Origin of the sequence: Streptomyces sp. H51 (assembly GCF_035656535.1) — a bacterium.
In the GTDB taxonomy this organism is placed as follows: domain Bacteria; phylum Actinomycetota; class Actinomycetes; order Streptomycetales; family Streptomycetaceae; genus Streptomyces.
The window spans coordinates 21,759-39,573 of the sequence record NZ_JAYMHD010000039.1 but is presented as its reverse complement, the minus strand read 5'-3'; the positions used below and the strand labels follow the sequence as shown (position 1 = coordinate 39,573).

Here is a 17,815-nt window from a genome sequence, read left to right as displayed (position 1 = left end):
CAACCTCTAGCCCGCGGCTCACCGGCGCCTCTACGGTGCCATCATGCCGAACCTGCCCGATGTCGTGCTGTGGTCGATACCCGCCTTCGTGCTCCTCACCGTCGTCGAGATGGTCAGCGTGCGGATCCATCCCGACGAGGACGCCGCCGGGTACGCGGCGAAGGACGCGGCGACCAGCGTCGGCATGGGCCTCGGCAGCCTCTTCTTCGACTTCCTCTGGAAGATCCCGATCGTCGCGATCTACACGGCGGTCCACGAACTCACGCCCCTGCGGGTCCCGGTCCTGTGGTGGACCGTCCCCCTGATGCTGCTCGGGCAGGACTTCTTCTACTACTGGTCCCACCGCGGCCACCACGTCGTCCGCATCCTGTGGGCCTGCCACGTCGTCCACCACTCCAGCCGGAAGTTCAACCTCACCACCGCGCTGCGCCAGCCCTGGACCTCCCTGACGGCCTGGCCGTTCTACCTCCCCCTCGTCGCCGCCGGTGTGCACCCGGCCGCGCTCGCCTTCTGTTCCTCGGTGAGCCTCGTCTACCAGTTCTGGATCCACACCGAGCGGATCGACAGGATGCCGCGCTGGTTCGAGTTCGTGCTCAACACGCCGTCCCACCACCGCGTCCACCACGCCTCCCAGGGCGGCTACCTGGACCGCAACTTCGGCGGGATCCTCATCGTCTGGGACCGGCTGTTCGGATCCTGGGTGCCGGAGACCGACCGGCCCGTCTACGGGCTGACCAAGAACATCGACACCTACAACCCGGTCAAGGTGGCCACCCACGAGTACGTCGCCATCGCCAGGGACCTCAGGGCGGCGGCCGGCTGGCGCGAGCGGGCCGGACGACTCCTGCGCGGGCCGGGCTGGCAGCCGGCGCCCGCCGCCGCGGTGCGCGCCGAGGGAACGGTCGAAGGAACGGTCGAGGAGACGGCGGCCGCGTGAACCCCTCGCGCGTCTCCCGAGCGGCGTCGGCCGCCCTCACCGCGTTCACCGTGGTCACGCTCGTCGACCTGGTCAGCCTCACGATCGGCTTCCATCCCGGGCACGCCGTCGCCAAGCCGCTGCTGATGCCGCTGCTGGCCGCCTGGGCCGGGTTGCGGGGAGCGCCCCGGCTGCTGATCGCCGCCCTCCTGCTTGGCTGGGGCGGCGACGTGCTGCTCCTGTCCGGCGCCGACGCGGCCTTCCTCGCCGGGATGGCGTCCTTCGCGGCCGGGCACGTGTGCTACCTCGCCCTGTTCCGCGCGCACGGCACCGCACGCGCGCGTACCGGTCCGCTCGCCCTCGGCTACGCCGTCGCCCTCGCCGTGACCGTCGTCCTGCTGTGGCCGGACCTCCCGGAGGGCCTGCGGGTGCCCGTGGTCTGCTACAGCACCCTGCTCACGGCCATGGCGTGCGCCTCCGCCGTCCGCTTCGGCGCCGTGGCGGGTATCGGCGGCGCGCTGTTCATGCTCTCCGACACCCTCATCGCGACCGGCATCGCCGAGTGGCCCCAGCTGCCGCACCCCGATTTCTGGATCATGCTGACGTACACGGTCGCGCAGCTCCTCCTGGCCCGGGGCGTCCTCGGCGAGCGCCCCGCACCGCGGGAGCCGCGCCGGGCGGTGCGCTCGGCCGCCCCGTGAGCGGGCCGTGCGAACGGTCGCGGCGCGGGCCGGGGCTCACCATCTGATGGGCAGCGGCAGCGCCGTCAGCAGTCCCGACACCATGACCACCGCCGCCAGCACGACGACCTCCGCCCGTGCCGGGGCGCAGGCGGTGAGCGGGCGGGCCGCCCGGCGCAGCCGGATCCGCGCCCACAGCGCGAGCACGGCGACGGCGGCCACCAGGATCACCTTGGCGAGCAGCGTGCGTCCGTAGGCGGTCGTGGTCAGCTGGTCGAGGATCGTCTCCGGCGGCATCCGGCGCAGCGAACTGCACACCCCGGTCGCGGTGACGGCGGCGAGCAGGACGGCCGCCACGCGCGCGTACAGGCCGAACAGGGCCGCCCCCGTCTCGCCGGGGCCCCACCGCCGCAGCGTGCGCAGGGCGTGCAGCAGGCCGCCCGTCCACAGCGCCGCGCACGTCAGGTGCACCACCGTCAGGCCGGAGCCGAGCAGCGGGGCGTGCTCCACCGGGGGGTGCGCGCGCAGGGCCTCCGCGACGACCACCGCGGCCAGCGGCCACAACTGGCCGGCCGGACGGCGGGAGACGGCGCACAGGCCCGCCGCGAGGAAGGCGTTCACCTCCACCAGCGCGAGCTTGCCGTCGCGCGAGGCGTACAGGCCGCCGACGTCGACCTGGGCGAGACTGTGCGGCACCAGGTTGCCCGTCGCCACCACCGAGGCGAGCCCCAGGGCGGCCACGAAACCGGCGGCGGCCGCGTAGGGCGCCCAGCTGCGGGGTGCGACGGCCGGGGCGCCGGGCACGGAACGGGCGAGCCCCCGGACGAGGAACTCGCCCGCCGGCACGCACAGCGCCAGGAACAGCACCGCGCGCAGCAACGCGATGCCGCCGTCGCCGGGCGCGGCGGCCTCTCCGGTGCCGCGCAGCGCGGCGGACGGGCCGAACAGGGGGATCAGGGCGCCGAGCGCCGCGAGGGCGAGCAGGGCGGCGGCCCGGCCGACGCCGGGCCGCCGTATGGACCCGCTCGCGTCGGCGGCCTCCGGCGTGGGTCTCGTCAAGGTCACCCCAGGATCTTCACCAGACGGCGCAGAACCGGGCAAGTCAAGGAAAACGACCGGCGGTACGGTGTTCCGCTCACGGGTACGCTTCCGGCCCGGTCCGGGAGTCAGGCCCAGCGCGGCGCGTCCGACCCCCAGGGCGTGGCCGGCCGCGCCCAGTCGGCGGGCCCGCCGGCGAAGGAAACCGGAGGCAGGGCGTATCGCAGCCGCCCGATCGCGCTGTCCGTCAAGGAGAGACGGGAACCCGGTTCGTCGCAGGCCGCGTGGACCGGCTCGCCCGGCTCGCCCGGGTCGATCTCCTCGGTCAGCCATTGGGCCGTCCGGGCCAGTGCCAGCCGCACGAGCCGGCCGCCGCCCTCCCGCGACTGCTCGGTCAGCGCCCGCAGCACGGCCGCCGCCAGCAGGTACCCGGTGCCGTGGTCGAGGGCCTGCGCCGGCAGCGCGCCGGGCCGCTCCGCCGATCCCTCCAGGACGGCGATCCCGGAGGCCGCCTGCACCAGGCTGTCGAAACCCCGCCGTCCGCGCCACGGCCCGTACGCGCCCCACGCCGACAGCTGCGCCACGACCAGGCCGGGGCGCCGCTCGGCCAGCGCCTCGGGCGACAGGCCGAACCGGTCCAGGGCGCCGGGCCGGTAGCCGGTGACGACCACGTCCGCCGCCGCGAGCAGTTCCTCGAAGGTGCGCCGGTCGGTCGCCAGGTCCAGCGTCGCCGAGCGCTTGCCGAAGCCCGTGTCGGCGTGCTGGTCGGGCAGTTCGGGCAGCCGCGGCGCGTCCAGGCGCAGCACGTCCGCGCCGAGCAGGGCGAGGGTGCGGGTGGCGACCGGTCCGGCGAGGACCCGGGTGAGGTCCAGGACGCGCAGGCCGGCGGCGGGCAGCAGGGGAGAGCCGGCCGTCGGGGGGAGCACGCGCGCGTGCCCCGCGCCGAGCCGCTCGCGCTCGACCAGCGGCCGCCGGGCCACCTCGACCGCCTGCGCGTGCGCGGCCCACTCCTTCGGCGTGCGCAGCGCCACGGCGAGGCCGCCGGCCGCGCACACGGTCTCCTCGGCCTCCGCCGAGGACCGCTCCGCGAGCGCCGCCGCGACCGCGGCCACGTCCTCGGGGGCATCGGGGTCCGCGGACCGCTCGGTGCCCTCGGGTACGCCCAGCGCCGCCAGCAGCCGGGCCCGGTGGTGCGGGTAGTTGGCGTGCGTGCGCACCCAGCCGTCCGCCGTCCGCCAGAACCGCGACAAGGGGGCGAAGGTGACCGGGGCCCGGCCGTCGATCAGCAGGTGCCGCTCACTGTGGAACGCCGCGGCGACGGCCGCGTCGTCCACCCGGACCGCCGGCACCTCGTCGAGCCCGGCCCGCAGGGCCGCCAGCTCGGCGGCGGCCAGCGCGCACGCCCCGACGCAGGCCCGGGCCAGCTCCCGCACCGGCAGGCGGGCTTCGAGCGGGCCGGGGCGCACGACGGTCGAGACACGCGGGAGGAGGGCGGGGTCGCCGCCCAGCGCGCTCCAGGCGAACATGATGTCAGTCATGACTCAACTATGCATTATTGATTCAATCAATATATAGCCTCGCCGGGTCAAGTGCCGGATCGCCCGGACGGTGCCGGATCACCGGAACGGCGCCCAAGTGCCCGAACGGTGCCGGAGCGCGCGAAAGGGGCCGGACGGGAACGTCCGGCCCCTTTCGCGCACGTTCGCGGTACGAGCGGACCGTGCGGGCTCTGACAGGCCCTGAGCCCGGGGGGCCGGAGCCCCCCGGGAAGCGGGTTACTTCACCGCGCGCAGCGCGTTGACGACACCGAAGCCGAAGAACCCGTTGACGCGCTTGCCGCCCACGCAGGTCGCGTCGACCACGCCGTCGCCGTTGCCGTCGTACGGCTCCGTCGGGCAGCCCGGGTTGTCCGCCTGCGCCTTCAGCAGCGCCTGCAGCTGGGCCGGGGTCGCCCACGGGTGCGTCGACTTCAGCAGCGCGGCGACGGCCGCGACGTGCGGCGAGGCCATCGAGGTGCCCTGCAGGAAGCCGTACTGGTTGTTCGGCATCGTGGAGAGGATGCGGCCGTTCTTCGACGGCGTGTCCGGGATCTGGTACTTGTCGCCGCCCGGACCCGCGACGTCGACGACGCCGTCACCGTAGCTGGAGTAGTACGACTTGGTGCCCTTGACGCCCGTCGCGCTGACCGTGACGACGCCCGGGAGCTGGGTCGGCACGTCGAAGCACTCGTGCGGGTCGACCGTCCGGGTCACGGCGGTCGAGTCGTCGGGGCTGGAGTCGTCGACCAGGGCGTCGGAGTCCAGGTCGTCGTTGGAGTTGCCCGCGGACGCCACGTTGAGCGTGCCCTTGCTCCGCGCGTAGAGCTGCGCCCTGTTGACCGCGTCGACGATGGCCCGCTGGTCGGGGTCGTCCATGCAGTTGTACAGCCACGGGTCGACGTAGTAGCTGTTGTTCGTGACCTCGACGCCGTGGTCGGCGGCGAACACGAAGGCGCACACGACGCTCTCCGGGAAGAACAGCGAGTTCTCGTCCGGCTGCGCCACGGTGATGCTCGCGACCTTCACGCCGGGCGCCACGCCCGCGACGCCGATGCCGTTGCGGGCCGCGGCGATCTCACCCGCCACGTGCGTGCCGTGGTAGTGGTCGGCGTCCACCGGACGCCACGAGCCGTACGTGGTGTCCGCCTTGCCGCTGACGCAGTTCGCGGACTGCCCGGCGGAGAAGTTCGGCGCGATGTCGGGGTGGGTGTCGTCGACGCCGGTGTCGATCACCGCGACGGTCACCTTCTTGCTGCCCGGGTTGATCTCGGCGGCCTTGTCGGCGCCGATCGCCCGCAGGTCCCACTGGTCGGCCTCCAGGGGCTCCTCTCCGGCCGCAGCGCTGTCCGCGACCTTCGCGGCCTGCGCCTGGGAGAGGTACTGCACGGCGCCCTCGTCCGTCGTCCCCGCCGCGGTGACCGGCGAGGTGCGCGAGGCGCCGGCCGACTGCACGCCGCGGACCTTGCGTATCTGCCGCGCGAAGTCGGGGTTGGCGGAGTGGGCGACGATCACGCCTATCTTGTCGTAGGCCACGACCACGGTGCCGCCGGCCGCGGTGATCGCGTTCTTGACCGACTCGATCGTGTGATGGTCGGTCTTCGTGTTAACGAGGTACGCGTAGGTCTCCGCGTCTGCTGCCTGAGCCGTCGACTCCGCCCGCGGGGCGGCCTGGGCCGCGACCGGCAGGAAGCCGAGCGAGGCGGTCAGGGACAGCACGACCGGCACCGCGAGAGCGAGCCGGCGTCTTGAACGCAGATGAGCCATGGGGTCTCCACATCATCCTGAAACAGAACCGCCCGAGACACAGGTGCTGCTCGGGCAGGTACATGACGGGTGGTGCAGACCCGAAACTATCTTCCGCAGTCGTTGGCCAGCAATGACTTACCCCAGGTGACTTCGGAAAGAACGGAAGGTGTTTGAACCCGTCCTCGTGTCGCGCCGTGCCCTTGGTCAGGGAACGCGAGGACACTCGCGCCCGGTCCCCTTCACCACCCGCAAACGCGAGGAGACTTCGTGGCCACCGACGCACCGCCGCCCTCGAAAACCGAAGACCGGCTCCCGTCCACCGAGGAGTTCGAGGAGGTGCAGAACAGCGCGGAGTTCGGCGAGCTTCGCCGCTCCCACCGCTCGTTCGCCTTCCCGCTGACGATCGCCTTCATCGCCTGGTACCTGCTGTACGTCCTGCTGTCCAACTACGCGGGCGGCTTCATGGGCACCAAGGTGGCCGGCAACGTCAACGTCGCCCTCGTCCTGGGGCTGGCGCAGTTCCTGACCACGTTCCTCATCGCCTGGTGGTACTCGCGGCACGCCGCCGCGAAGCTCGACCCCAAGGCGCAGGCGATCAAGTCCCGGATGGAGAACGGCGAATGAACCACGCGCAGACCACCCTGCTGGCGGCCGGAGCGGCCAGCGAGCACCGGACCCTGATCATCAGCCTGTTCTCGGTGTTCGTCCTCGCGACCCTCGTCATCACCGTCTGGGCCGGCCGCCAGACCAAGGACGCCGCCGACTTCTACGCCGGCGGACGGCAGTTCACCGCCTTCCAGAACGGCCTCGCCGTCTCCGGCGACTACATGTCCGCGGCCTCCTTCCTCGGCATCGCCGGCGCCATCGCGCTGTTCGGCTACGACGGCTTCCTGTACTCCATCGGCTTCCTGGTCGCCTGGCTGGTCGCCCTCCTCCTGGTCGCCGAACCGCTGCGCAACTCCGGCCGGTACACGATGGGCGACGTCCTCGCCTACCGCATGCGCCAGCGCCCGGTCCGCACCGCGGCCGGCACCTCCACGATCGTCGTGTCGATCTTCTACCTGCTGGCCCAGATGGCGGGCGCCGGCGTGCTGGTCTCGCTGCTGCTCGGCATCACCAGCGACGGCGGGAAGATCGCCATCGTCGCCCTGGTCGGCGTCCTGATGATCGTCTACGTCACCATCGGCGGCATGAAGGGCACCACCTGGGTCCAGATGGTCAAGGCCGTGCTGCTGATCCTCGGCGCGCTGCTGCTGACCTTCCTGGTGATGCTCAAGTTCAACTTCAACATCTCCGACCTGCTCGGCAGGGCCGCCGAGAACAGCGGCAAGGGCTCCGCCTTCCTCGAGCCCGGCCTGAAGTACGGTGCGACCTCGATCTCCAAGCTGGACTTCATCTCGCTCGGCATCGCCCTGGTCCTGGGCACCGCGGGCCTGCCGCACATCCTGATCCGCTTCTACACGGTGCCCACCGCCAAGGCCGCCCGGAAGTCCGTGAACTGGGCGATCGGCCTCATCGGCGCCTTCTACCTGATGACCCTCGCGCTCGGCTTCGGCGCCGCCGCGCTGATCAAGCCGGACGAGATCATCGCCTCCAACAAGGCCGGCAACACCGCGGCACCGCTCCTCGCCCTGCACCTGGGCGGCATCGACTCCAACTGGGGCGCCGTCCTGCTCGCCTCCATCTCGGCGGTCGCCTTCGCCACCATCCTCGCGGTCGTCGCGGGCCTGACCCTGGCCTCCTCCTCGTCGTTCGCCCACGACATCTACGCCAACGTCATCAAGAAGGGCCAGGCCAGCGAGAAGCAGGAGGTCACCGCGGCCCGCTGGGCGACGGTCGCCATCGGCGCCGTCTCGATCTTCCTGGGCGCCCTGGCCCGCGACCTGAACGTGGCCGGCCTGGTGGCCCTGGCGTTCGCGGTCGCCGCCTCCGCCAACCTGCCGACCATCCTCTACAGCCTCTTCTGGAAGCGCTTCACCACCCAGGGAGCCCTGTGGTCGATCTACGGCGGTCTGGTCACCGCGGTCGGCCTGGTGCTGTTCTCGCCGGTCGTCTCCGGCAAGGCGACGTCGATGTTCCCGGACGTCGACTTCCACTGGTTCCCGCTGGAGAACCCCGGCCTGGTCTCCATCCCGGTCGGCTTCCTGCTCGGCGTCATCGGCACCTACCTGTCCAAGGAGGAGCCGGACGCGGGCAAGTACGCCGAACTCGAGGTGCGGTCCCTCACCGGCACCGGCGCCCACTGACCCGCCCGCCGGCAACCCCCTGAGCGGCCGCGTCGCAGGATCCCTGCGGCGCGGCCGTGTGCCGCCCGGGAGACGGGGCACCCTGTCCCCGGGGAGAGTGCACCGTCGATGTCGGTGCCGTCGCGTACGCTCGCAGCTGGAGCAGAACGACCGATCCGCCACGAGGGAGGGGGCCCACGTGCTCATCGACACCTACGGCCGGGTGGCCACCGATCTGAGGGTCTCGCTGACCGACCGGTGCAACCTGCGGTGCACCTACTGCATGCCCGAGGAGGGCCTGCGGTGGCTGGCGAAGCCCGACCTGCTCACGGACGACGAGATCGTCCGCCTGATCGGCATCGCCGTCACCTCCCTGGGCATCCAGGAGGTGCGCTTCACCGGCGGCGAGCCCCTGCTGCGTCCCGGTCTGGTGGGGATCGTCGAGCGCGTCGCCGCCCTGGACCCGCGCCCCCAGACGTCCCTCACCACCAACGGCATCGGCCTGAAGCGCACCGCGCCGGCCCTGAAGGCGGCGGGCCTGGACCGGGTGAACGTCTCGCTGGACACCCTCCGCCCGGACGTCTTCAAGACGCTCACCCGCCGCGACCGCCACCGGGACGTGATCGAGGGCCTGCACGCGGCCCGCGAGGCGGGCCTGACCCCGGTCAAGGTCAACTCCGTCCTGATGCCCGGGCTGAACGACGACGAGGCCCCCGACCTCCTGGCCTGGGCCGTCGAGCACGACTACGAGCTGCGCTTCATCGAGCAGATGCCCCTGGACGCGCAGCACGGCTGGAAGCGCGAAGGCATGGTCACCGCCGGCGACATCCTCGCCTCCCTGCGCACCCGCTTCGAGCTGACCCCGGAGGGCTCCGACGCGCGCGGCTCGGCGCCCGCCGAGCGGTGGCTGGTGGACGGCGGCCCGCAGCGCGTCGGCGTCATCGCCTCCGTCACCCGCCCGTTCTGTTCGGCCTGCGACCGCACCCGCCTCACCGCCGACGGCCAGATACGCACCTGCCTGTTCGCCACCGAGGAGACGGACCTGCGCGCCGCCCTGCGCTCCGGCGCCCCCGACGAGGAGATCGCCCGCATCTGGCGGCTGGCGATGTGGGGCAAGAAGGCCGGCGCGGGCCTGGACGACCCGTCCTTCGAACAGCCCGAGCGGCCGATGTCGGCGATCGGCGGTTAGACCTGGCCGTCCGGCCCTTCGGGCGCCTGCCAGTCCTCGAGTTTCACGACGTCCTTCAGGAATCCCCGTACGCCCAGGAACTGCGACAGGTGTTCGCGGTGCTCCTCGCACGCGAGCCACGTCTTGCGCCGTTCCGGCGTGTGGATCTTCGGGTTGTTCCACGCCAGCACCCACACGGCGTCGGCCCGGCAGCCCTTGGCGGAACAGATGGCGTCACTCACGGATTCTTCTCTCCACCGCTGGTCTCTCCACCGCTTCGTCCCGCAACAGCGGCGAACAAGGCGACGCCGAGCAGCCACGGGGGGAGCTGCCCGGCGTCGGTCTGTCGCTCCGACGGGGGATGCGGAGCGCCTACGAAGTATGTCATGGGTCACCGGTCGCCCGGCACTGGAACAACATGATTGATCTGAGGTTTTCTTGAGCTTGGCGCCAAGTCGTCCCCCGGCCGCCGCCCTGCCGCCGGGGTCAGGTCCGCTCGTGCGGCCCGCTTCGTTCTCCCGGCGCGGGGCCGGCCTTGACATCTTCCGGATCGGGTTCCGTGAAACCGTCGTTCGTCCGGGGCGGCGCGACCATGGGACGCACCGGAGCGGTGAGGAACGTCGACGGAAGGGACGGCGCGTTCTCTCGCCCGGCGTTCGCGACCACCACCGCGATGTAGGGCAGAACCGCCCCGAGCACCAGCGCCACGATGGCGACCGGCCGCTCCACGTTCCACAGGCAGGCCGCGAGGATCACCGACACCGTACGGATCGACATCGAGATCACGTACCGGCGCTGCCGCCCGCGCACGTCCTCCTGGAGGCCGGTCCGGGCTCCGGTGATCCGGAACACCTGGACGCTGCCGCCGCCGCGCTGCTTCCGCATCACATTCCACCATCCGCCCGTCTGGGACTTCACCACACCCCGGGACCGGACCGCTCCGTCGGGGAAAAACAGCCCGGACACGTCCACGTTACGCCGCGTCCACGCCGCCCACGAGACCGGGTCCCCTCCCCGCCTGCGCGTACGCCGTCGGCCCCGGCGCGTAGGGCCGCCCCCGACATGCGCCGTACGGCGCACGGCCGGACACTCGACGTACCGCTCACGTCGAGTCGTTGCAGGAGGCTGCCATGGGGTGGTTGTGGGCGATCATCGTGGGATTCGTGCTGGGCCTGATCGCGAAGGCGATCATCCCCGGCAAGCAGCACAGTCCCCTGTGGCTGACGACGATCTTCGGCATGCTGGGCGCGATCGCCGGAAACGCCCTCGCCCGCGCTTTCGGCGTCGAGGCGACCCCCGGCGTCGACTGGACCCGCCACATCTTCCAGGTGATCGCCGCGGTCGTCATCGTCGCCGTGGGCGACAGGCTCTACATGGCGACCCTGGGCAAGAGAAGGCAACGCGCCTGAGGAGGCAACGCGGCTGAGGCGAAAGCTCCCGCCGCATCCCTGGGAACGCACCCGCCGACCCCCGGAAAGCGCGTGGGCGGGCCGCGGCCCCGAGGCCGCGACCCGCCACGTCCCGCGCCGTCGCGGGGCTCAGGCCCCGGTCACCTCGACGGCGGCCAGGTTCCGCTTGCCCCGCCGCAGCACCAGCCACCTGCCGTGGATCAGGTCCTCCTCGGCGGGGACGGCGTCCTCACCGGCGACCTTCACGTTGTTCAGGTAGGCGCCGCCCTCCTTGACCGTGCGCCGCGCCGCCGACTTGCTGGCCACCAGGCCGGTCTCCGCGAACAGGTCGACGACCGGACCGAGCGTGGCGACCCGGATGTGCGGCACCTCGGACAGCGCCGCCGCCAGGGTCCGCTCGTCCAGCTCCGCCAGCTCGCCCTGGCCGAAGAGGGCCTTGGAAGCGGCGACCACGGCGGCGGTCTGGTCGGCGCCGTGCACCAGCGTCGTCAGCTCCTCGGCCAGCGCCCGCTGCGCGGCACGGGCCTGCGGCCGCTCCTCGGTCTGCCGCTCCAGCTCCTCGATCTCCTCGTGGGACCGGAAGCTGAAGATGCGCAGGAAGTTCGACACGTCCCGGTCGTCGGCGTTCAGCCAGAACTGGTAGAAGGCGTACGGCGTGGTCAGCTCCGGGTCGAGCCACACCGTGCCGGACTCGGTCTTGCCGAACTTGGTGCCGTCCGCCTTGGTGATCAGCGGGGTGGCCAGGGCGTGCACCGAGGCGTGCGGCTCCACCTTGTGGATCAGGTCGGCGCCCGCGGTGAGGTTGCCCCACTGGTCGCTGCCGCCGGTCTGCAGCGTGCAGCCGTAGCGCCGGTACAGCTCCAGGAAGTCCATGCCCTGGAGGATCTGGTAGCTGAACTCGGTGTAGCTGATGCCCGCGTCGGAGTTGAGCCGCCGCGAGACGGCCTCCTTCGCGATCATCTTGTTGACCCGGAAGTGCTTGCCGACGTCCCGCAGGAACTCGATGGCCGACAGGCCCTGGGTCCAGTCCAGGTTGTTGACCATCAGCGCGGCGTGCGGCCCGTCGAAGTCCAGGAACCGCTCGATCTGGCCGCGCAGCCGGGTCACCCAGCCGGCCACCACCTCCGGATCGTTGAGCGTGCGCTCCGCGGTCGGCTTCGGGTCGCCGATCAGGCCCGTGGCGCCTCCGACCAGGCCCAGCGGGCGGTTGCCCGCCTGCTGGATCCGGCGCAGCGTGAGGATCTGCACGAGGTTGCCGAGGTGCAGGCTGGGCGCGGTCGGGTCGAAGCCGCAATAGAACGTGACGGGGCCGTCCGCGAACGCCTTGCGCAGTGCGTCCTCGTCAGTGGAGAGGGCGATCAGCCCGCGCCACTTCAGCTCGTCGACGATGTCCGTCACGGTTCTCGTGTCTCCTCGAGTGGGCTCGTAATCAGGTACGAGGTTATACGCCCTGGCTGACAGAGCTCATATTGAAGTCCGGCACCCGCAGCGCCGGCATCGCGGCCCGGGTGAACCAGTCGCTCCACTCCCTGGGCAGCGTCTTCTCCGTACGCCCGGCCTCGGTGGCCCGGCCCAGCAGGTCCACCGGCGACTCGTTGAACCGGAAGTTGTTCACCTCGCCGGTCACCTCGCCGTTCTCCACGAGGTAGACGCCGTCCCTGGTCAGACCGGTCAGCAGCAGGGTGGCCGGGTCGACCTCGCGGATGTACCACAGGCAGGTCAGCAGCAGGCCGCGCCCGGTGGCCGCGACCATCTCCTCCAGGGAACGGTCGTCGCCGCCGTCCAGGATCAGGTTGTCGATGGCCGGCGCCACGGGCAGCCCGGTCACCGCCGCGGTGTGCCGGGTGGTCGTCAGGTTCGCCAGCTCGCCCCGGCGCATCCAGTCGGTGGCCGTGAGCGGCAGGCCGTTGTCGAACACCGACTGGTCGCCGCTGGAGGAGTGCGCGATCACGAACGGCGCCGACTCCAGGCCCGGCTCGTCCGGGTCGCTGCGCAGCGTCAGCGGCAGCTCGGCCAGCCTGTCGCCCACCCGGGTGCCGCCGCCCGGCCGGGAGAACACCGTGCGGCCCTCGTCCGCGTCCCGGCCCGACGCCGACCACATCTGGTAGATCAGCAGGTCGGCGACCGCGGTCGGCGGCAGCAGCGTCTCGTACCGTCCGGCGGGCAGCTCGATCCGCCGCTCGGCCCAGCCGAGCCGGACGGCGAGCTCCGCGTCCAGCGCGGCCGGGTCGACGTCCTTGAAGTCGCGGGTGGAGCGGCCGGCCCACGCCGAGCGCGTACGGTCGGGCGACTTGGCGTTCAGCTCCAGCGTGCCGTTGGGCTGGTCGTGGCGCAGCCGCAGACCGGTCGACGTGCCGACGTAGCTGGAGACCAGCTCGTGGTTGGCGAAGCCGTACAGCTCCCGGCCGCCCGCACGGGCGCGTGCGAACGCCTCGCCGAGCGCCGGGGCGAAGTCGGCGAACACCGCGGAGCTGGTCTCCGCGGGCGCCTCCGTGAACCCGGGGGACCGGGTGGCACCGGTGACCAGCGGCTGCGCGTCCTCGGCGGGTCCCGCGCCCCGGGCGGCGGCCTCGGCGGCCCGCACCAGCGGCTCCAGCTCGTCCACGGTCACGGCCGCCCGGGAGACGACCCCGGAGGCCGTGCCCTGCTTGCCGTCGACGGTCGCGATCACGGTGAGCGTGCGCCCGCGCGTGACGCCGTTCGTGGTGAGCGCGTTGCCCGCCCAGCGCAGGTTGGCGGTCGACCGCTCGTCGGCGATCACCACGCAGCCGTCGGCGGTGGACAGTTCCAGGGCCCGCTCGACGACCTCGTGCGGCTTGTTGCTGCGGGCGCTCATCGACCGGCCTCCTGCGTGGTGTTGAGGATGTTGACGCCCCTGAAGAGGGCCGACGGGCAGCCGTGCGAGACGGCGGCGACCTGGCCCGGCTGGGCCTTGCCGCAGTTGAACGCGCCGCCGAGGACGTACGTCTGCGGACCGCCCACCGCCGCCATCGAGCCCCAGAAGTCGGTGGTCGTGGCCTGGTAGGCGACGTCCCGCAACTGCCCGGTGATCCGCCCGTTCTCGATCCTGAAGAACCGCTGGCCCGTGAACTGGAAGTTGTAGCGCTGCATGTCGATCGACCAGGACCGGTCCCCGACCACGTAGATCCCGCGCTCCACCCCGCCGATCAGGTCCTCCGTCGACATCCCGGCAGGGTCCGGCCGCAGCGACACGTTGGCCATGCGCTGCACCGGCACGTGCGCCGGGGAGTCGGCGTACGCGCAGCCGTTGGACCGGGCGAAACCGGTCAGCTTCGCGATGCGGCGGTCGAGCTGGTAGCCGACCAGCGTGCCGTCCTTGACCAGGTCCCAGGACTGCGCCGCGACGCCCTCGTCGTCGTAGCCGACGGTCGCCAGGCCGTGCTCGGCGGTGCGGTCGCCGGTGACGTTCATCAGCTCGGAGCCGTAGCGGAGCCTGCCGAGCTGGTCGAAGGTGGCGAACGAGGTGCCGGCGTACGCGGCCTCGTAGCCGAGCGCGCGGTCCAGCTCGGTGGCGTGGCCGATGGACTCGTGGATGGTCAGCCACAGGTTGGAGGGGTCGACGACCAGGTCGTACAGGCCCGGCTCGACGCTCGGCGCCCGCATCTTCTCGGCGAGCAGCTCGGGGATCCGCTCCAGCTCCGTCTCCCAGTCCCAGCCGGTGCCCCGCAGGTACTCCCAGCCGCGGCCCACGGGCGGCGCGAGGGTCCGCATCGAGTCGAACTCGCCGCTGGACTCGTCCACCGACACGGCGGTCAGCTGCGGGTGCAGCCGGACGCGCTGCTGGGTGGTCACGGTGCCCGCGGTGTCGGCGTAGAACTTGTTCTCGTGCACGGTGAGCAGGGAGGCGTCGACGTGGTTGACGCCGTTCGCCGCCATCAGCCGCGTGCTCCACTCCGCCAGCAGCCCCGACTTCTCCTCGTCGGGCACGGTGAACGGATCGATCTCGTACGACGAGACCCACGTCCGGTCGGCGTGCACCGGCTCGTCCGCCAGCTCCACGCGCTCGTCCGACCCCGCGGCCCGGATCACCTCGGCGGACAGCTTCGCCATCGCCACCGCCTGCGACGCCACCTTGGCGGCGGCGTCCAGGGTCAGGTCCACCCCCGACGCGAAGCCCCACGTGCCGCCGTGCACGACCCGCACCGCGTACCCGAGGTCGGTGGTGTCCGAGGAACCGGCCGGCTTGGCGTCCCGGAAGCGCCAGGAGGCGCTGCGCACCCGCTCGAACCGGAAGTCCGCGTGCTCCGCGCCCAGCGCACGCGCGCGTGCCAGCGCGGCGTCGGCCAGGGGGCGTAGCGGGAGCGCCAGGAATGACTGATCGACTTCGTGGGGCACCGGTGAAATCCCTTCGGGCGCTTGCCTGTTGTGACCTTCGGAGGCAGTGAATCACGCACACCGACGGGCGGGCACGGAACCGACTTCGCGCCCGCCCGCGGAAGATCAGTTCTCCGGGGACGAGTCCGCGGCGAGCGCGGTGAACGCGGCCCACGCGGCCGGCGTGACGACCAGCGGACGGATGCCCCGGTCCTTGGAGTCACGGACGTGGACCGTGCGGGGGCGCAGGGCGACCTCGACGCAGTTGTCGCCCTCGCTGCCGCTGTAACTGCTCTTGAACCAGCGTGGCTCATCGGTACCGCTCATAGCGCTCCTCGGATCCGTTCCAGCAGCTTCACGGTGGCCCCGCAGTCCAGGGCCTGTGAACGCAGCTTGCCATAACGCTGGAGCAGGACGCTGACGTCTTTCGGAGCGGAGATCAGAGTGCTGGACCGCTGTCCCTCGGTGTAACCGATCCACTGGTGGGAAGCCGTCTCGGCCAGGTACATCTGACCGTCGATACCGCAGTGGTCCTCCTGCACGGTGGGCATGACCTGGATCTCGACATTGCGCCGGGTGCCCACATCGAGCAGGTGGTCGATGACGCGCCTGGTGACCTCGCGGCCGCCCATGCGCCGTTCCAGAACGCTCTGTTCGATGACGAAACTGAACGCGGTGTTCTGCATGGTGGCGATGAGCTGCTGGCGGTCCAGCCTGGCTGCGACCTCACGTTCGATCTGCTCCTCGGAAACCGGCGGCAGCCGCCGATCGAAGATCGCCCGGATATAGGGGTCCGGCTGCAACAACCCCGGGACCGCCCGGCACTCGTACGCGTAGAGGGAGACGGCCTCCTCCTCGATGCCCGCCCACTGCCGGAACCACGACGCCAGCCCCGCCCTCCGCGTCAGGCTCTTCGCCGCCGCGGTGAGGACCTTGAGGCCGACCGGCCCCAGCACCTCCGCCGCCCGCGCGGGCAGATCCGTCGGCGGGAACCGCTTGCCCTGCTCGATCTTGGCGACGTACGCCGCCGAATACCCCACCCGCAGCGCGAACTCCTCCTGTGTCAGGCCGGATTCCTCCCGCAGCGCCTTCAGGACCGCGCCGAAGGTCTTGAGACTGTCGGAGAGCTCCGCTTCAGTACCGTTGGTGCCGCCTCCGCCGTGGTCCGCCGTCATCGCCGCGCGCCTCCCGTGCTCACGTTTCCGTGTCCTTCCGAACGCCGCTCAACCCACCCAGGGTCACGGTGCGTTACCCACCCAGTCCAGAGTGTGCACCGGTACAGCCGCGTCTGTATCGGTGTCGTCCCTGTTGGCGAGGCAAACGGGGCCGGAACGCTGGAGCCATGTCAGCGCCACAAGCCCAAGAGGCCGTTACCGTAAGTGTGTTCGTGCAGCGGTTCTCCGCCACGCGTCGAGGGGCCCGCCTCGCCCGCAGACTGGCCGCGCACCGGCTCGACCTCTGGGGCGTGCCGTACGGCAGCCCGGCCTCCGACACCGTCGTGCTCGTCGTGGCGGAACTGGCGTCCAATGCCGTGCTGCACGGCCGTGTCCCCGGCCGCGACTTCGAACTGCGGCTGCGCTGCGACCGCGCCTCCGGAGTCGTACGCGTGGAGGTGGCCGACACCCACCCGACGCCAGCGAAGCCCCCGCTGCCCGGGGCGGGCCCCGAGGACGCGGACGGCGGCAGGGGCCTGCTCCTGGTGGAGGCTGTCGCCCAGCGCTGGGGTGTCGACGCACGCCGGAGGCCGGGCAAGACGGTCTGGGCGGAGTGCGCGGCCTCGGTCGGGTGATCGCACACGGTTCCCGGGCGGCGCCGGCTCGCCACGGCGGACTGCGTGATCCGCTCCGTGGCTCACGCCCCCGGAATGCCGGACTTGACCGCGGAGCGCCTCCGTGCCGCCCCGACTGTAGGGATCCGACAGGGCGTGGCCCGAGCCACTGTGGATGCCCCAATGTCCCCGGCCGGGGACGGACCGATAGGTTTTCCGGGAAGCCGCCTGCCATCCAGGTGTCCGGGCGGAGGTATCAGAACGTTATCGAAAGGGTGATCCGTTGAGCCGCTCGGTTCTCGTCACCGGAGGCAACCGGGGCATCGGCCTCGCCATCGCCCGCGCTTTCGCCGACGCCGGCGACAAGGTTGCGATCACTTACCGGTCGGGTGAGCCGCCGGCCGGCTTCCTCGCCGTCAAGTGCGACATCACCGACACCGAGCAGGTGGAGCAGGCCTACAAGGAGATCGAGGCCGAGCACGGCCCGGTCGAGATCCTCGTGGCCAACGCCGGCGTCACCAAGGACCAGCTCCTGATGCGCATGACCGAGGAGGACTTCACCTCGGTCATCGACACCAACCTCACCGGCGCCTTCCGCGTCGTCAAGCGCGCCAACCGCGGCATGCTGCGCGCCAAGAAGGGCCGGGTCGTCCTGATCTCGTCGGTCGTCGGTCTCTACGGCGGCCCCGGCCAGGCCAACTACGCCGCGTCCAAGGCCGCCCTGGTCGGCTTCGCGCGCTCCCTCGCCCGGGAACTGGGCTCGCGCAACATCACCTTCAACGTCGTCGCGCCCGGCTTCGTCGACACCGACATGACCAAGGTGCTCACCGACGAGCAGCGGGCCGCGATCGTGTCCCAGGTGCCGCTCGGACGCTACGCGCAGCCGGAGGAGGTGGCCGCGACGGTGCGGTTCCTCGCCTCGGACGACGCCTCGTACATCACTGGAGCCGTCATCCCCGTTGACGGCGGACTGGGAATGGGTCACTGAACGA

Annotated in this window: 18 protein-coding genes; 8 read left to right on the top strand and 10 right to left on the bottom strand. The window is 71.7% G+C overall.

What is annotated here, in order from left to right; genetic code table 11:
* The first annotated feature begins 43 nt into the window (after positions 1 to 43).
* Positions 44 to 937, top strand: a complete 894-nt coding sequence (locus VKA29_RS11995; protein ID WP_324785393.1) for a sterol desaturase family protein — start codon at positions 44 to 46, stop codon at positions 935 to 937.
* Positions 934 to 1,617, top strand: a complete 684-nt coding sequence (locus VKA29_RS11990) for a lysoplasmalogenase (protein WP_420718475.1) — start codon at positions 934 to 936, stop codon at positions 1,615 to 1,617. The genes VKA29_RS11995 and VKA29_RS11990 overlap by 4 nt, the downstream gene beginning before the upstream one ends.
* 36 nt (positions 1,618 to 1,653) lie before the next feature.
* On the opposite strand, the gene VKA29_RS11985 is transcribed toward VKA29_RS11990, so the two are convergent.
* From VKA29_RS11985 to VKA29_RS11975, 3 genes are all read right to left on the bottom strand, one after another.
* Complete coding sequence (locus tag VKA29_RS11985) at positions 1,654 to 2,661, bottom strand: CopD family protein (RefSeq protein ID WP_324785392.1); 1,008 nt, start codon at positions 2,659 to 2,661, stop codon at positions 1,654 to 1,656.
* Positions 2,662 to 2,762: 101 nt separating this feature from the next.
* Positions 2,763 to 4,172, bottom strand: coding sequence for a CoA transferase (locus VKA29_RS11980; RefSeq protein ID WP_324785391.1), 1,410 nt, complete (start codon positions 4,170 to 4,172; stop codon positions 2,763 to 2,765).
* A 237-nt stretch (positions 4,173 to 4,409) separates the two neighbouring features.
* Positions 4,410 to 5,936, bottom strand: a complete 1,527-nt coding sequence (locus VKA29_RS11975; protein ID WP_324785390.1) for a S8 family peptidase — start codon at positions 5,934 to 5,936, stop codon at positions 4,410 to 4,412.
* 249 nt (positions 5,937 to 6,185) lie between these two features.
* Here VKA29_RS11975 and VKA29_RS11970 point away from each other — a divergent pair, with 249 nt between their 5' ends.
* The 3 genes from VKA29_RS11970 to moaA all read left to right on the top strand — a co-directional run bounded on the left by VKA29_RS11970 (position 6,186) and on the right by moaA (position 9,332).
* A complete protein-coding gene (locus VKA29_RS11970; protein WP_324785389.1) occupies positions 6,186 to 6,542 on the top strand; it encodes a DUF485 domain-containing protein in 357 nt (118 codons plus the stop codon).
* Positions 6,539 to 8,164, top strand: coding sequence for a cation acetate symporter (locus VKA29_RS11965; RefSeq protein ID WP_324785388.1), 1,626 nt, complete (start codon positions 6,539 to 6,541; stop codon positions 8,162 to 8,164). The genes VKA29_RS11970 and VKA29_RS11965 overlap by 4 nt, the downstream gene beginning before the upstream one ends.
* Positions 8,165 to 8,342: 178 nt before the next feature.
* Entirely contained in the window at positions 8,343 to 9,332 is a 990-nt protein-coding gene (moaA, locus tag VKA29_RS11960) for a GTP 3',8-cyclase MoaA (protein ID WP_324785387.1), read from the top strand.
* Here moaA and VKA29_RS11955 read toward each other — a convergent pair.
* Together VKA29_RS11955 and VKA29_RS11950 are read right to left on the bottom strand one after the other, a co-directional pair.
* On the bottom strand, positions 9,329 to 9,553 hold the full coding sequence (locus tag VKA29_RS11955; RefSeq protein ID WP_324785386.1) for a hypothetical protein: 225 nt from the start codon (positions 9,551 to 9,553) through the stop codon (positions 9,329 to 9,331). The two genes, moaA and VKA29_RS11955, sit on opposite strands and share 4 nt — an antisense overlap.
* A gap of 244 nt (positions 9,554 to 9,797) precedes the next feature.
* Positions 9,798 to 10,196, bottom strand: coding sequence for a DUF3099 domain-containing protein (locus tag VKA29_RS11950; protein ID WP_324785384.1), 399 nt, complete (start codon positions 10,194 to 10,196; stop codon positions 9,798 to 9,800).
* A 245-nt stretch (positions 10,197 to 10,441) separates the two neighbouring features.
* Between VKA29_RS11950 and VKA29_RS11945 the strand changes: the two genes are divergently transcribed.
* Positions 10,442 to 10,720: a GlsB/YeaQ/YmgE family stress response membrane protein gene (locus VKA29_RS11945; RefSeq protein WP_324785383.1), complete on the top strand. Its 279-nt coding sequence runs from the start codon at positions 10,442 to 10,444 to the stop codon at positions 10,718 to 10,720.
* A 129-nt stretch (positions 10,721 to 10,849) separates the two neighbouring features.
* On the opposite strand, the gene tyrS is transcribed toward VKA29_RS11945, so the two are convergent.
* The 5 genes from tyrS to VKA29_RS11920 all read right to left on the bottom strand — a co-directional run bounded on the left by tyrS (position 10,850) and on the right by VKA29_RS11920 (position 16,230).
* Positions 10,850 to 12,118: a tyrosine--tRNA ligase gene (gene tyrS / locus VKA29_RS11940; protein ID WP_324785382.1), complete on the bottom strand. Its 1,269-nt coding sequence runs from the start codon at positions 12,116 to 12,118 to the stop codon at positions 10,850 to 10,852.
* 43 nt (positions 12,119 to 12,161) lie between these two features.
* The gene (locus VKA29_RS11935) at positions 12,162 to 13,556 is read right to left on the bottom strand and encodes a metallopeptidase TldD-related protein (RefSeq protein WP_324785381.1); all 1,395 of its coding nucleotides are present in this window, start codon (positions 13,554 to 13,556) and stop codon (positions 12,162 to 12,164) included.
* The gene (locus VKA29_RS11930; RefSeq protein ID WP_324785380.1) at positions 13,553 to 15,076 is read right to left on the bottom strand and encodes a TldD/PmbA family protein; all 1,524 of its coding nucleotides are present in this window, start codon (positions 15,074 to 15,076) and stop codon (positions 13,553 to 13,555) included. Before VKA29_RS11930 ends, VKA29_RS11935 begins: the two co-directional genes overlap by 4 nt.
* A gap of 105 nt (positions 15,077 to 15,181) precedes the next feature.
* A complete protein-coding gene (locus tag VKA29_RS11925; RefSeq protein ID WP_324785379.1) occupies positions 15,182 to 15,382 on the bottom strand; it encodes a DUF397 domain-containing protein in 201 nt (66 codons plus the stop codon).
* Positions 15,379 to 16,230 carry a helix-turn-helix transcriptional regulator gene (locus VKA29_RS11920; RefSeq protein ID WP_324785378.1) on the bottom strand — a complete coding sequence of 284 codons (852 nt, stop codon included), beginning with the start codon at positions 16,228 to 16,230 and terminating at the stop codon, positions 15,379 to 15,381. The genes VKA29_RS11925 and VKA29_RS11920 overlap by 4 nt, the downstream gene beginning before the upstream one ends.
* Before the next feature lie 167 nt (positions 16,231 to 16,397).
* Between VKA29_RS11920 and VKA29_RS11915 the strand changes: the two genes are divergently transcribed.
* Both VKA29_RS11915 and fabG read left to right on the top strand, forming a co-directional pair.
* On the top strand, positions 16,398 to 16,844 hold the full coding sequence (locus VKA29_RS11915) for an ATP-binding protein (RefSeq protein ID WP_420718474.1): 447 nt from the start codon (positions 16,398 to 16,400) through the stop codon (positions 16,842 to 16,844).
* Between the two features lie 262 nt (positions 16,845 to 17,106).
* On the top strand, positions 17,107 to 17,811 hold the full coding sequence (fabG, locus tag VKA29_RS11910) for a 3-oxoacyl-[acyl-carrier-protein] reductase (protein ID WP_324785376.1): 705 nt from the start codon (positions 17,107 to 17,109) through the stop codon (positions 17,809 to 17,811).
* The last annotated feature ends 4 nt before the right edge of the window (positions 17,812 to 17,815 follow it).